This window comes from Streptomyces sp. NPDC019531 (assembly GCF_044903305.1).
Lineage (GTDB): Bacteria > Actinomycetota > Actinomycetes > Streptomycetales > Streptomycetaceae > Streptomyces.
Genome location: NZ_JBJDQL010000039.1, coordinates 1 through 15,960, shown reverse-complemented (window position 1 = coordinate 15,960; position 15,960 = coordinate 1). Strand labels below are relative to the sequence as shown.

Annotated in this window: 1 pseudogene (only partly in view); it reads left to right on the top strand. The window is 72.2% G+C overall.

Annotation, left to right across the window (positions count from 1 at the left end):
* Positions 1–15,960: pseudogene (locus ACI2L1_RS33850) on the top strand (hypothetical protein); its annotated part reaches 33,104 nt to the left of the window's first position; the annotation flags it as partial.

Genomic DNA, 15,960 nt, shown 5'->3' with positions numbered 1-15,960 from the left:
GGTGCTGCTGCTCCCCGGGGCCCGGATGACCATCACCTCTCGTCAGATCGTCGAGGTTCCGGAGCCGCAGGAGGGCGAGGAGCACCCGAGGTTCGGCCTCGAGGACGGCATCACCAAGTACGAGCTGGTCGAGGCCCGCGAGCACCTGCCGGAGTTCCCGGTCGACGACCTCGAAGATCCGTACGCCGCACAGACCCGGGCCGCGGAGCTGCGGAACGCCCTGCGACGACTGTCCGGATCCGGCCCGATCACCCGGCGCGCCGATCTCCGACCGCTCGCCAGGCGCATCGGTGCGGACGGCGGCCTGCACACCTGGCGCACGGCCCTCCTGGCCCGTGAGGTCCACGGCGGCGCCGAGCACCTGACCGTCGAGCGCCTGGCGACCGTGCGCCGCGCGGCGGACCTGGCCCGCCGGGTCCTGAAGCCGGCCTCCGGCCGGCCGGTCACGGTGGAGCACCTGGACGACCTGGTGCGCCGCCTGGACGGCTCCGAGGAGCACACCCGGGTCAGCCAGGCCTCACGGATGCGGCTGCTCGACCTGATCGCCCAACTGAAGACACCGGGGCAACCTGTCAGCTACGCCCGGCTCGTGACCGCGTGGCGGACGCCTGAGGCGACGGAGAACGCGGCCGAGCGGCAGACGGTCGAGCAGCCCCTGGTCCCGCCGGACGACATCGACTCCGAATCCCGGTCCGAATCCGGCTCCGTATCCGACGCCGAATCCGGGGACGAGCAGCCGCAGTTGGTCGAGGCGGACCCGGGGCACAGCGAGGACGAGCAGGTCCTGGAGGCGCCCGGTTCCGGCACGCTGACGCAGGCTCCCGTGGCGGAGCCTGACATGGAGGCGGCGCCGGCTCCTGTGGCGGTGCCCGACATGGAGGCGGCGCCGGCTCCTGTGGCGGTGCCCGACACGGAGGCGGCGCCCGGCAGCCATGCGCCCTCCGAGGACCTTGCCTCGGAGCCGGGCAGCCCGGTGCCCTCGGTCCTGGGATCCGAGGCCGGTCCGAGGCCGGAGGCCTGGGACCTCGGGTCCGACGCGGGGACGGCCGACGGACAGGACCTCACGGACCCGGACGTCACAGCAGCCGAAGAGGCACCCATGGCCGAGGACCTGGCGGAAGACCTGCCGGGGAGCCTGGCCGAGAACCTGCCCGAGAGCCTGGCCCAGGTCCTGCCCGAGGACTTGGCCGAGAACCTGGCCCAGGTCCTGCCCGAGGACTTGGCCGAGAACCTGCCCGAGGACCTGCCCGAGAGCCTGCCCGAGGACTTGCCGAGCCTCGACTCGGACACCGACACGGAGTCGGCGTGGACCGACGAGCCGATGGCGGACCCCACCACGGAGGCGCAGGCCCCCGCCCCGGAGGCGCACGAGCCCGCCCCGGAGGGCCACGCCGCAGCAGACGGCGAAGGTGCCGGTACCGGTGTGCTGCAGACCCTCGCCGGAGGGGCGGCTCTCGGCGCGGCGGGCCTGCTGCACGCCGTCGCGGCCAGGGAGACGCCCGCCGGGGACCGTGCCCTGCGGGTGCTGTACGCGGACGCGTCGTACGCCGCGCGGGCGCGGGAGTTCGAGACACGACTGGGTTCGTTCGCGCTGAACGACCCGCGCGCGACGGCGATGGCGCGGCAGAGCGTCGAGCGTCTCCACGACGTGCTGTCCCAGGCGCATCCGGCCCGCAGCCGGGAGGAGATCGAGCGGGTCTTCCTCACGGATGGTTCGAGGCTGTCCACGCTGCGGGATCTGCTGGAGCGCGGCAATGTGCGGGAGCTGATGACGGCGTTCGCCCACGCGGCGTTCGGCAGCGAGTCGCCATTGACGTTCAGGTCGCTGTTGCTCGGGCTCGCGGACCGCGGGGACCGGGCGCAGGCCGAGGCGGAGGCAGGGCGGCTGGGCCTGGACGTCGAGGCGCTGCGGGAACAGGCAGCGTTCCTGCGGGGCGGTCTGCGGTCGCGGATGCACGCGGTGCTGAGCCGGGTGGCACCGGGGCGCGCGGCCGCGTTCGGATACGACTTCTTCGCTCTCGGCAACGTGGTGGCGCAGTCGTCGTGGCGGCAGGAGGCGGCCCGGTACACCCGCTCCGGTGCCAAACCGAGCGTGCGCGAGGCGATCCTGGCGGCGGATCCGGCAGCTCTGCACGTGCTGGGCTTCCGCGTCGAGCAGGTTCCGCTCGACGACGTCGCCTTCGACGACCAGGGCGCGCCGGCGCTGGACGACCTGCGCGCCGCTCCCGGCGTGCTGGGCGTCGAGGTGCACTACAGCGCACCCGAGGGCGCCCAGGGCCGGACGGTCACCGCCATCACCCGGATCGTCGAGGAGCCCGCGGTCATCGAGAACCCGCGCGCCGGCGACCTGGCCCCGGGTGAGGAAGGTCCGGAGCTACCGCTGGACGCGGTCGTCGACCAGGCGCGACGCGAGACGGACTCACGGGGCATCCTGCACGGCGCGGGTGTCTCGGCGACGGCGGCGAAGGTCGGGAACGCCCTCAAACTGCTGAACGTCGCGGAAGCGGACGCGGAGGGCCTGGCGCTGCCGCTGCTGGGCTGGCTGCTCCCGCTCCAGGAGCACTCGCTGCACGAGGTGCTCGCCGGTCTGCGCACGGCGGACGTGGTGCCGTCGCTGACCGAGCACCCGTTGGACGACGCGGCGGCGATGTACCGGTCGATCCCCGGCGTGGGTCTCGCGGACCTGCGCGCCCGGGTGAGCACGGACGGCATGCTGCCGCACGAGTCCGTCTACTGGTCCAGGCTGACCACGCCGGACCAGGGCGAACGCCTGCGGGAACCCGGCGAGCACGCGCTGCGGGACGCCGAGGGGCGCCGCAGAATCTTCGAGCGTCTGGACGACACGGAGCGCGGCCTGAGCCTGATCGAGCTGGACATCGAGCAGTGGCTGCAGGACAACGGCATGACGGCCCAGCAGGTGCTGGATCGGCTGAGCCCGGGCCATTTCGCCGCCCTCATCACCTACACCGGTCCGGCCTTCCCACTGATCAACGTGCTGCTCACGTTCAAGTCGGCGGGCACCCGGACAGCGCTGCGCACCCAGGTCAGGCGGCTTCTCGACAAGCCACTGGACGGCGCCGAACTCCCGGTCGTGCCGCCCTCGCTGCGGCACGAGCCTGCCATCCGTGAGTTGCTCCTCACCGCGGGTCAGGCCACGACACCCGAGCAGAAGGCCGACCTCAAGAAGCGGCTCTACGCCGCCGCCGAGCCGATGCTGCCCATCATCGAGAAGGAGATGGCGGTCCACACCGCGATGGTGCGGGACGCCCTGGCCCAGTTGCCGCCGGCCATCGGTGAGGCGTGGCGCGGTACGCGCTCCGTGGGCGACCTGCACTCGGGGATCGGCCGGTACATCTCGCCCGGCTTCGGCGGCTCGGAACTCTCCTTCGGCTCGTTCGCCAGCTTCAGCCGGGACGACGGCGTGGGGCGGATGTTCCTCGGGATTCCGCTCCGCCTGCCGATGACCCACCCGGTGCTCATCCACGTACGGCTCACCGGCAACCGGGGCCGGGACATCTCGGTCTTCTCGGCGAACCCGATCGAGCAGGAGATCCTGCTGCTCCCCGGGTCCCGCATGAAGATCACCTCTCGTCGGATCGTCGAGGAACGCAACCCGAACGCGAACTCCGACCTCAACTCGGACGTCCTCACGTACGAACTGATCGAGGCAGTCGAGGAGTTGCCGGAATTCCCGCTCCCCGGCGTGGAGAACCCGGTCGCGGCGCAGGCGCGGGTCGCGGCGCTGAAGAACGGCCTGCGGAGGATGTCCGGCGCACCGGTACGCAAGCGCGGTGATCTCAGGCCGCTGGCCACGAGGATCGGCGCGGCCGACGCCCTCCAGGCCTGGTACCTCGCCGGTCTCGCGGACGAGGTGCACGGGGGCGTCGAGCACCTGACCATCGAGCGCCTGACGACCGTGCGCCGTACGGCGGATCTCGCCCGCAGGGCGCTGAGGCTCGGCTCCGGCGAGCCGGTCACGGTCGAGCACCTGAACGCTCTGACGCGCCGCCTGGACGGAGCCGCCGAGGATGCTCCGGTCGCGCCGGGTGCGGGGCTGCGGCTGCTCGACCTGATGGCCGCTCTGAAGACGCCGGGCCGGCGGATCAGCTACGACCAGCTCGCGGCAGCGTGGCAGTCGAGCAGCGAGGCGGAGAACCGGGCCGACCAGCACACGGACGAACCGGCCGACGGCGACATCGCATCGGTGGGTGAGGACAGTTGGCGACTCACCGACGGCACCGAGGTCCACGACACCCGGTCCGACGTGGAGTCGGACGCGGCTCCGTCCTTGGACCACGAATCCCAGGCCGGGCTGACCGACGTCGGGTCCTGGCACACCGAGGACGAGGTGGTGTCGCAGGGCGAGTCGGAGGAATTCGGTCCGGGTCCGGACGACGAGCTCGTGCCGGACGCCGTTTTTGAGCCGGACGTGGACGCCGGGTTCGACGAGGTCGGGACGGACACGCTGGCGCCCGTCCTGAGTGCGGCGGCCGTCGGCGGCTCCCTGCGGGCGCTGTACGCGGATCCGGAGTACTTCCAAAAGGCGCAGGAGTTCGAAGCGAGGCTGGGGACGCTCGCAGCCGGCCACCCCCGGGCTCTGGCAGCGGCACGGCAGAGCGTGAGCCGCCTGCTCGACGTGCTGACGCGGGCACACGCGGACCGTGGCCAGCAGGAGATCACCAAGGTCTTCTTCACGGACGACACGCAGGTGCCCGACCTCCGCGAACTGCTGGAGCAGGGCAGCGTGCCGGAGTTGATGGCGGCGTTCTCCCACGCGGCGGTGTTCAACGATGCGCCGCTGGCCCTGAAGCCGCTGATGCGCGGCCTCGCCGACTCCGGTGACTGGCCCGGGGCGGAGCGCCTGGGCCTGGACGTGCGGGCGCTGCGCGACCGGGGGCCGGAGTTGCCGCAGAGTGCGCTGTCGGATCTGGACGGACGGGCGATCGAACCCGGCTCCACGCGGTTCCGGGAGCTGCACGATGAGCGGGGCATGCCGCTGGCCGCGGGTGTCTCGGTGACGGCGGCACGGATCGGGAACGCGTTCAGACTGCTCAACGTGGAGGGGACGGACGCGGAGGGTCTGGCGCTGGCTCTGGTCGGCTGGCTGCTGACGACGCGGGACAACTCGCTGTACGAGGTGCTGGCCGGTCTGCGGACGGCGGACGTGCTGCCGTCGCCGGCCGGGAACTCGCTGGACGACGCGGCGGCGATGTACCGCTCGATCCCCGGGATGCGGCTCTCCGAACTGCGGGAGCAGGCGGGCGAGGACGGCATGCTGCCCCATGAGGCCGCCTACTGGTCGAAGGTCGTCACCCGGGCCGAGAACGGCGGCTTCGCCGTGCCTGACACCGACCGGCTGAGGCTTGCCGAGCGGCGCCGGAGTGCCTTCCAGGCCGTGGCCGACCGATCGCCGGCCGAGTCGTCCGCCGAAGCGCAGGCCCGCCAGTGGCTGATGGACAACGGCATGACGGCGCGGCAGCTGCTGGAGCGGCTGAGCCCGGCCCACTTCGCCGCCCTCATGGCCTACACGGGCATGGCCTACCCACTGATGAACGTGCTGCTCACGTTCAAGTCCACGGGCAGCCGCCTGGCGTTGCGCATCCTGGTCAGGCGCATGGTGGCCAAGTACCTCGGCCGGCCGGGCCAGCGGAGCCTGCCACCCGTGCTGGGCTCCTTCCCGGGCATCCGGGAACTGCTCGAAACCCGGCACGGGAACATGACGGGCAAGGAGCTGGCCCAGTTCAGGGAGCGGCTCAAGGCCGCCGTGGAGCAGCAACTGCCCGCCATCGAGAGGGAGATGACGGCCCACTCGGCGATGGTGCTGGACGCCTTGTCGCTGCTGCCGCCCGCGCGGGGTGTGGTCTGGCGCGGTACGCGTTCGGTGGGCGACCTCGGCTCGGGCATCGGCCGGTTCGTCTCGCCCGGCTTCGGCGGCTCGGAGCTCTCCTTCAAGGCGTTCTCCAGCTTCAGCCGGTTCAAGGGCGTGGCGGATTCGTTCCTGGACCTGCCGGCTCGCCTGCCGATGACCCACCGCGTGCTGATCCGTGCCGAGCTCACGGGGAACTGGGGCCGTGACATCTCGGCCTTCGCGGAGTCGGCGCGCGAGGGAGAGGTGCTGCTGCTGCCGGGGGCCGGCATGAGGATCGCCTCCCGCCAGGTCGAGGGCAGCGGGTTCAAGGCGTACGAGCTGATCGAGGCCGTCGAGAAGCTGCCGGAGTTCCCCGTCCTCACCCTGGGGAACCCGGCCACGCAGGACCAGGCCGTGGCCCTGAGGGACGCCCTCCAACGGCTGTCCGGCACCGGGCCCGTGCTGAAGCGCGCCGATCTCAAGCCGCTCGTCACCCGGATCGGCGCACGGAACACCTTGCAGGTCTGGCACCTCGCCGGGCTGGCGGCCGAGGTCCACGGCGGCCCGGAACACCTCACGGTCCAGCGGCTCGCGACCATACGCCGGGCCGCGGACATGGCCCGCCGGGTGCTGAGCCCCGGTTCGGACCGTCCGGTGGCCGTCGAGCAGTTGGAGTCCCTGGTGCGCCGCCTGGACGGTGCCACGGACGACACTCCGGTCGAGTCGGCCGCGACCCTACGGCTGCTGGGCCTGCTCGCGGCGCTGAAGACGCCGGGACAGCGGGTGACGTACCCCCAGCTCGCCGAGGTGTGGCAGTCGACGGCCCCGGCCTCCCACGAGCCCGCGCAGGTTCCGGGCGAGGTGTCGGACCCGCCGGCCTCCCTCGACGACTCGTCCGGGCACGGGTCCTCGCCGGCGCCGATCGAGCCGTCCGCCGCCGACCGGGCCGAGTCCTCCGAAGCGCCGGTCGACTCGTCCGAACCGGCGACGCTGCCGGAGGAGCCCGCGCCGCTGCCGGAGCAGACCGCACCGCTGCCGGAGCAGACCGCACCGCTCCCCGAGCAGACCGTGCCGCTCCCGGAGGAGTCCGCCCCGAACGTCCTGACCGTCGTCCACGGTGACGCGGTGGATCTGGTGGAGCCGGTCGCCCTGGTCGGGGACCGGTCGATGCGGGCGCTGTACGCGGACCCGAAGTACGCGGGGAAGGCGCAGGAGTTCGAGGCGCGCCTGGGGTCGTACGTGTTCAAGCATCCGCGTGCGGCGGCTGCGGCGCGGGAGAGTGTGTCGCGTCTGTTCGACGTGCTGTCCCAGGCACATCCGGACCGCGGGCGCGAGGAGATCGAGCAGGCCTTCTTCAAGGACGAGGTGGCCTCGGCGGGGCAGGTCGGCGAGCGGGCCAGGTCGGCCGGTCTGCGCGCGCTGCTGGCGGACGGGAACGTACGCGAGTTGCTGACCGCGTTCTACAACGCGGCCTGGTACAGCGACTCTCCGCTGACACTCCGGGCGCTGCTGCTGGACATCGCCGAGCACCGGGACTGGGCCCGGGCGGAGCAACTGGGCCTGAACGCGGAGGCGTTGCGGGAGCAGGCCGCGTTCCTGCGCGGCGGGCTGCGCACCCGGATCAACGGGGTGCTGAACGCGGTGGCACCGGGGAAGGTCAAGGCCTTCGAGAAGGACTTCTTCGCCGTCGGCAACGTGGTGGCGCAGTCGGCGTCCTGGAAGCGGGAAGCCCGCAAGTACCTGGGCAGGGCCCGGCGTTGGCGCCCGGAAGGGGAGCGGCTGGCCCCGCGGGTCGCCAGGACCCCGCGTGACCTGGTGCGTGGGGGAGTTCCGCTGAGCGAGCGGGAGGCGGCGTTCCTGGCCGCGCCCGAGAGCCGGGTCGCGCTGCAGGTGCTGGGCTTCCGCACCGAGCAGGTGCCGTTGCCGGACGTCACCTTCGACGCGCAGGGCGAGCCGGTACTGGACGAGCTGCGCGCCGCTCCCGGCGTGCTGGGTGTCGAGGTGCACTACAGCGCTCCCGAGGGCACCGAGGGCCGGACGGTCACCGGAATCACCCGGATCGTGGAGGAGCCGGCGACCGTCGAGGATCCGCGTGCCGGTGACCTGCGTGACGGTGAGGAGGGTCCGGAGCTGCCGCTGGCGGTGGTTTCCGGCCGGGTGAACTGGGCGGTGCGGCAGGACTCCTCGCTGTACCGGGAGATGCACGTCAAGCGCGGTATGCCGCTCGTGGCGGGTGTGTCGGCGCACGCGGCCAAGATGGGCAACGCCTTCAAACTGCTCGACGTGCCCGGTGGGGACGCGGACGGACTCGCGCTGGCGCTGGTGGCGTGGATGCTGCCGGCCGAGGACCACTCGCTGTACGAGATCCTCGCGGGCCTGAAGACCGCGGACGTGGTGCCGTCGCTGGCCACCAACCCGCTGGACGACGCGGTCCGCATGTACCGGTCCGTTCCTGGACTGTCCCCGGCCGAGCTGCGGGAGCGGGTCGGCGAGGACGGCATGCTGCCGCACGAGGCCGTCTACTGGGCCAAGGCTGTCAACCCGGCCGAGAACGGAGGCTTCCGCGAGCCCGGCGAAGGAGCCGTGCGGCTCGCCGAGCGACGCCGGGAGGCCTTCGAGCGCCTGGTCGACGAGCCGTTGGACAGCGACAGCGAGTCGGAGGGGCCGGCTGAGCGCTGGCTTCGCGAGAACCGTATGACGGCGCGTCAGGTTCTGGAGCGGCTGGGCCCGAGCCACTTCGTCGCCATCATGGCCTACACGGGTTATGCGCACCCGCTGATGAACGTGCTGCTCACGTTCAGGTCCGGTGGCACCCGCCTGGCACTGGGCGTCCAGACCACGCGGTTGCTCGACCGATACCTCGAGGACCCCAGCGACAACCTGCCCACGGTGCTGCGGGACGACCCGTCCCTCCGCGCGCTGCTCCCCGCCTCGACCGAGCACGAGGCCATGAGCGACGACGAGCGAGGTCGGCTCAAGCGGCGGCTGAGGGCACCGCTTCAAGCGGCCGTGGACAGGCTGCTGCCCGACCTCCAGCGGGAGATGGCGGTCCACACCGCGATGCTGCTGGACGCCCTGTCGCTGCTGCCGCCCGCGTTCGGTGAGGTGTGGCGCGGTACGCGTTCGGTGGGCGACCTCGGCTCGGGCATCGGGCGGTTCGTCTCGCCCGGCTTCGGCGGTTCGGAGGTGTCCTTCAAGGCGTTCTCCAGCTTCAGCCGGGATGAGTTCACGGCGCAGTGGTTCATGGGAATGCAGACCGTCTTCCCCATGACCCACCGTGTGCTGCTGCGTACCGAACTCAACGGGAACTGGGGTCGGGACATCTCCGCCTTCGCGGAGGATCCGGACGAGCGGGAGGTGCTGCTGCTGCCCGGCGCCCGCCTGAAGATCGCCTCCCGGCTGATCGACGGGGCCGAGGACGGAGGGTACGAGCTCATCGAGGCCGTCGAGGAGCTGCCGGAGTTCCCGGCACAGGCCGAGGGCGCGGCGCTGAGGGACGTCCTGCGGCGGCTGTCCGGCACCGGGCCCGTGCTCAGGCGCGCCGACCTCAAGCCGCTCGCCGCGCGGATCGGCGCCGTGAACGGGCTGGACGTCTGGCATCTCGCCGGCCTCGCGAGTGTGGTGTACGGCGGCCCCGAGCAGCTGACCGTAGAGCGTCTCGCGACCGTACGCCGGGCCGCGGATCTGGCCCGCCGGGCCGTCGGGATCCGCTCCGGCGAACCGGTGTTCGTCGAGGATCTGGACGCCCTGGTGCGCCGCCTGGACGGTGCGGACACCGAGGTCGGGGAGGTCGCACGACTGCGGCTCCTTGACCTGGTCGCGGGGCTGAAGACGCCGGGACAGCGGGTTACGTACACCCGTCTCGCGGCGGCGTGGCAGACGACGACTCCGGCCGCCGCCGAGACGGCGCACATCGCGGGCGAGGCGTCGGACGCACCAACCTCACTCGACGACCAGCCGACCTCACTTGACGACCAGCTGACCTCCCTCGACGACCAGCCGACCTCACTCGACGACTCGTCGCCGCACGGGCCTTCGCAGGCGCCCGTCGAGTCGCCTGCCGAGGCTACGGCCGAGCCGTCCCAAGAGCTGGTCGAGCCCTCCGAAGCGCCGGCCGGGCAGTCGGAGGCGCTACCCGTCCAGGACGCCGCCACCGAGGCCGTACCCGGTGGTTTCACCGTGGTCGACGGTGACGCGGTGGATCTGGTGGAGCCGGTCGCCGAGAGCGCGGACCGGTCGCTGCGGGGCCTGTACGCGTATCCGGAGTATGCCGAGCGCGCGCAGGAGTTCGAGGCGCGTCTGGGTTCGTACGCGGCCGGTCATCCGCGGGCGGTGGCGTCGGCGCGGGAGAGTGTGTCGCGTCTGTTCGACGTGCTGTCCCAGGCGCACCCGGACCGGAGCCGGGAGGAGATCGAGCGGGTCTTCTTCAAGGACGAGGTGACGCCGAACGGTCTGCGGGCTCTGCTGGAGCGGGGCGACGTACAGGAGTTGATGACCGCGTTCCACAACGCGGCATGGCTCAACGACTCCCCGTTGACGCTCAGGTCGTCGCTGCTGGACATCGCGGGGCGCCGGGACTGGGCGGAAGCGAGGCGGCTGGGCCTGAACGAGGAGGCGCTGCGGGAACAGACGGCGTTTCTGCGCGGCGGGCTGCGCACCCGGATCAACCACGTGCTGGACGCGGTGACGCCGGGGAAGGTGAAGGCCTTCGAGAGGGGCTTCTTCACTGCGGACGACGACCTGGAGCACTCGGCGTCGTCGAAGCGGGAGCTGCGCGGCGCGCGTGGCATACCGCTCGTGACCGGTGTGTCGGCGCGGGCGGCGAAGACGGGCAGCGCCTTCAAGCTGCTGAACGTGCCCGGCGGGAACACGGACGGGCTCGCGCTGTCGCTGATGGGGTGGCTGCTGCCGGCCGAGGACCACTCGCTGTACGAGATCCTGGCGGGCCTGAGGACCGCGGACGTGGTGCCGTCGCTGGCGGCGAATCCGCTGGACGACGCGACCCGGATGTACCGGTCGATTCCGGGGCTGCGGCTTGCCGAGGTGCGGGAGCGGGTCGGCGAGGACGGCATGCTGCCGCACGAGGCCGCCTACTGGTCCAAGCTCAACACCCCGCACGAGCTCGGCGGTTTCCGCGAGGCCGGCATGTCGTTCGTGGACGACGAAAGGCAGCGGACTCTGCTGCAGGAGGCCGTACGGCGGCGCAACGACTTCCGGCGCCTCGCCGACCCGCTGCCGGACGACCGGCACAACCCGTACGTGCAGATGTGGCTGCGGGACAACGACACCACGCCGCAACAGGTGCTGGAGAGGCTCAGCCTCGGCCACTTCGCCGCCCTGATGACCTACACCGGCCCGGCCTTCAGGCTGATGAACGTGCTGCTCACGTTCAAGTCCGCGGGCACCCGGCCGGCTCTGCGCGTCCTGATCCGGCGTCTGCTCGACAAGCACCTCGAGGACGACCGCGTGGTCGTGCCGGGCGTGCTGGCGGGCGACCCGGACGTCAGCGGACTGCTGGCCACCGACCACACGTCCATGACGACCAAGGAGCTGGCGCGGTTCAAGAAGCAGCTCTACGCCGCCGTCGAGCCGCTGCTGCCCGGTATCGAGGAGGAGCTGTCGGTTCACAACGCGATGCTGGTGGACGCTCTCGCGCAGCTGCCGCCGGCACTCGGCACGGCCTGGCGCGGCACCCGTTCCGTGGGCGACCTCACCTCGGGGATCGGACGCTTCGTCTCCCCGACCTTCGCCGGATCGGAGCTCTCCTTCGCGGCCTTCTCCAGCTTCGCCCGGCGTCGCGATCAGGCCGAGGTGTTCATGGACTTCCAGGCCCGCCTGCCCATGACGCACCACGTACTGGTCGGTGCCGAACTCAGCGGAACCTACGGCCGGGACATCACGGCCTTCTCCGCGAAGCCGCAGGAGCGGGAGGTCCTGCTGCTGCCCGGGGCCCGGATGAAGATCACCCGCCGGACGATCGAGAAGAGGGAGAACGGCTCCTACGAACTGATCGTCGCCAAGGAGGCACCGCCGGAGTTCCCCACCGCGGACACCCTGAGCCCGGCCGAGGCACGGACCCGCGCCACCGCGCTGCGAGGCGCTCTCCAGCGGCTGTCCGGCTCCCGCCCCGTGGTGAAGCGCGCCGACCTGCGGCCGCTCGCCAGGCGGGTGGGCGTGAACGGCGGGCTCAACCTCTGGCGGTTGGCCGATGTGGCGAGCGACGTGTACGGCGGCCCCGAGCACCTGACCGTCGAGCGGCTCGCGACCGTGCGCCGCACCGTGGACCTGGCACGCCGGGTCATGAAGCACGGTTCCGACCGGCCGGTCTCCGTCGGCGATCTCAACGCCCTGGTGCGTCGCCTGGACCGCGTGGCGCCGTACGACGTGGTCGACCCGGCCGCGCGGCTGCGGCTGATGGACCTGGTCGCCGCGCTCAAGACACCGGGCCGACCGGTGACGTACACGCAGCTCGCGGAGGCGTGGCGGACGCCGCGCGATGTGGAGCCCTCGCGTGGTGCGGGCGAGGTGTCGGACCCGCCGGCCTCGGTCGACGACTCGTCGCCGCAAGGGCCCTCACAGGCGCCGCATGAGCAGGACTTGGACCCCGCCGCGCAGGACCAGGTGGAACAGGAGCCGGGCAGATCGGCCGCCTCCGTCAGTTCCCTCTCCAGCATCGGCTCCCTGACCTGGCAGAACGGCTCCGAAGCGGAGGTGAGCGGGTCCGAATCCTGGCTGACCGCCCTCGACGCGTCACTCGGAGACGAAGCCTCGCCGACCGACACCTCGTCGGCCGACGACGACATGTGGTCGGCCACGGACGACACACGGTCGCGCTCCGGACAGGGAGGGGATGACGGCCTGTGGGACACGCTGCCGGACGGCCCCACCGAGCCGGAGACCGACGGTGCCGGACTGCCGCAGCCGACTCCGGGTGGCAAGAAGCTGACCGACCTGTTTGCCGAGGACGACCTGGAGGACGTGCTCGGCCGGAGCGACCACCCGCTTGGCCCCGCCGAGCTGAGAGACCGGGCGCGGGCGGAGCAGCCGAAGGTGACCGGCGACATCGACGGCTCCGCCGTGCGCACCGCCGTCGTCCGCATGGTCGGGCTCGCCGCCGCCGAGCACGGTACGTACGCCCTGATCGACAACGCCTTCTCGGACGAGCAGCTCAAGGCGAACTTCCACCGCGCCCTGGACGGCGGTCACATCGTCGACTTCAGTGGCCGGGCGAACCACGGGCCACAGGTGGTCGTGGAGGCCGTGGGCCTCGGCACACCGCACGGCGTGACGTACGGCACCGACGACTTCACCTTCGCCCGGACCCTGGCGGTGGAGGACCGCAGTTCGTCGGCCACGCGCCAGCCGCCGTCCCTCGAACCGGCGGCGGCCCGCGTCCCCATGCCGTGGGTGCAGATCTCCGCGAAGATCGCGGGGTTGATCAACGTACGGGACACGAAGCTGTCCGCGAAGACCAAGCGCAGTAGGAAGACGAAGGTCGTCGAGACCGGGGTGCCGGTCACGAAGGCCGGGCACGACGTGACGTACCGCGTCTCGGTGCGCAAACCCGGCCGCTGGCCGTGGAGCAAGGCCCGGGTCCAGGAGGACGTCGTCCATGTACCGGTGCAGCTCGCCTGGCCCAGGCCGGCCGAGAACACCGCCACCCGGAGCGAGGGCACCGAGCCGCTGCGCACCGAGGAGGTGCTGCACGCCGAGTTCACCGGCGTCGGACCCGGCGTCTTCCAGGCCGTGGAGGACGCGCTGGGCGGCTCGTTCCGCGCGAACGACCCCGTGGCGCGGGACCTGCACACCTGGCTGGACCGGCTGCCCGAGCACGCGACGGAACTGTTCGGCGGGCAGCCGGTCCGCAAGTCCTTCCCGTTCAAGGGCCGTTGGGGCCGCACCCAGGTCATGGTGGCCATCGCCGACGATGTCGTCGTACGGGATGTCCCGGACCCGCAGGGCAGCGTCACCCGCACCCACGAGATCAGCGAGGAGAACACCTCGGGGCAGGGTGTCACCCAGCGCTGGGGTGCCGGCGTCACGGTGGGCGTGGGCAACACGACCCACGCGACCGGCACGGTCGGCCCGGTCGTCCTGCGCTACGGACTGACCAAGAACACCACCGATGTCACCGACAAGCGCGAGCGCACCGAGGCGGAGAAGTACAGCGGGCCGGTCCGCAAGCGCCGCGCGGAGTTCACCCTCGTCGTCCGTGTGGGCGGCCCGGACGGCCGGGCGGAGCGGGTCGACGGCGGTGTGGCGACGCTGTGGACGCGGGAGCACGACGCGGCGGCCCCGGCGGACGACGCCCAGGACGCGGTGTCCACCGATGTCACCGCCGGGACGGAGGAGTCCGCCGCCCCGCGGGCTGCCGTCGAGGAGCCGGCGGGCGTGAGCCGGTTCACCGTGGCGGACCGGCTGGACTCCGTGTACCGGCTCGCGGACCAGACGGTGGAGGACATCGCCGGCCGGGTGCTGCACCGCCTCGACGCGGAGGGTCTGCTGAAGGCCGCCAAGCTGTCCGACACAGCGACGAGGCTGCGCGCCTTCCTGCGGGAGCACGCGCGGGAGCTGGCGAACGGCGGGGACGGCGTGCGGTTCCCGTTGAGCGCGTGGTCCAGCGGTGCCCCGGACGTGTTCGTCCGCGGTGTGCTGCGCCCCGCGGACGGCCGGTATGTGCCCGGCGGCACGGCGGACGTGACGCTGACCGGTTCCACCTCCGCGAGCCACGCCCAGAGCACCTCGCTCACCAGGCGCCGGGACAGCTCCGTCGGCGTGGCGGCGTCCGGGTACATCGTCGACGGCGACGAGGTCGAGTACGCGGGCACCGGGCTCGCGTACAAGGCCAACCAGGTGGACACCCACAAGGTGACGCAGCGGGTGGGGTCCGAGCGTTCGCTGGGCGGCGGTACGGGCGTCCACCGCTTCGACTTCCCGGTCGACTTCGAGGTCCGGGTGGGTGGCCGCTGGTCGGCGCCGGGCGAAGTCGAACGGTGGCGGGACACCGCGGGCGACGGGTCCCCGAGGATTCAGGGCCGGGTCGAGGTGGCGGTGCCCGAGCGTGCCGCGGTGCCGCTGGCGGAGCCGTCGCAGCACACGCCCGCCCCGGTGTGGCAGGAGGGGATCGCGCCGGAGTCCGACCAGCGCGCGGGACGCCTGCCGGCCGATTACCGGCTGGACTCGCTGAAGCCGGTGCCGGGGCTGCAGAGCACGCTGGCCGGGATGCTGGCCGCACCTTCCGGGACGAGCTGGCGGGAGTTCTACCGCCGGCCCCTCACGGGCAGTGCCCCGGCCGGGTTCGACCAGCACCAGGGCAAGAACTGGCTGGAGCGGAAGCCGGACGAGATCAACGAGCGCAACGCCGCGCTGGACGCCCTGGAGAGCTTCACCGGTCCGACGGCCCGGATGGCCGGTCTCGAGCGGGTGGTGGGACTCGCGGACACCGTCCCCCTGCAGAGCCACAACCGGGCGGGACTCGCGGGCAACCGTGAACTGTTCGCACGCGTGGGCCTGTCGGCCCGGCTGGGTGACCCGCGGATCGTGGCGGTCGACGAGGAGCACCGCTTCGGCGGCACGCGACACGGGCAGGTCGAACGGGATACGGACGTCCAGCAGGGGTGGGCCGTCAGGGGCAAGCTCGGCGGCGGCGCCCTGACGTCGATCCCCGAGGCGCACACCAGCGTCGGCGGCGATGTCGGCGGCTCACTGAGCTATGCCGAGACGCAGGGCACGTCCGCCGGGCGTACGGCGAAGGACGTGTCCGCCGACGAGTGGGTCGAGCGCGGCTACCTGGTGAGCTTCGACGCGACCTACCAGGCGCGCACCACCAAGGACCAGGCCTGGCAGGACCTCGCGAAGCGCCTCCACCGGGACCCGGCCCAGGAACGGTCGTCCTGGGTACAGGTGTCCGAGGCGGTCACCGTCTGGGTGCCGGCCGGCGAGATCCACCGGGTCGGCGAGCTGACCGAGTCGGACATCGCCAAGCTGGCGGCGCGCGAGGCGGAGCGGTACCGCGCGACGGCGGACGCGGGAACGCGGTCCGCTCCGGACACGACGACGGACGCCGGAACGCGGTCCGCTCCGGACACGACGGCGGACGCCGGAACGCGGTC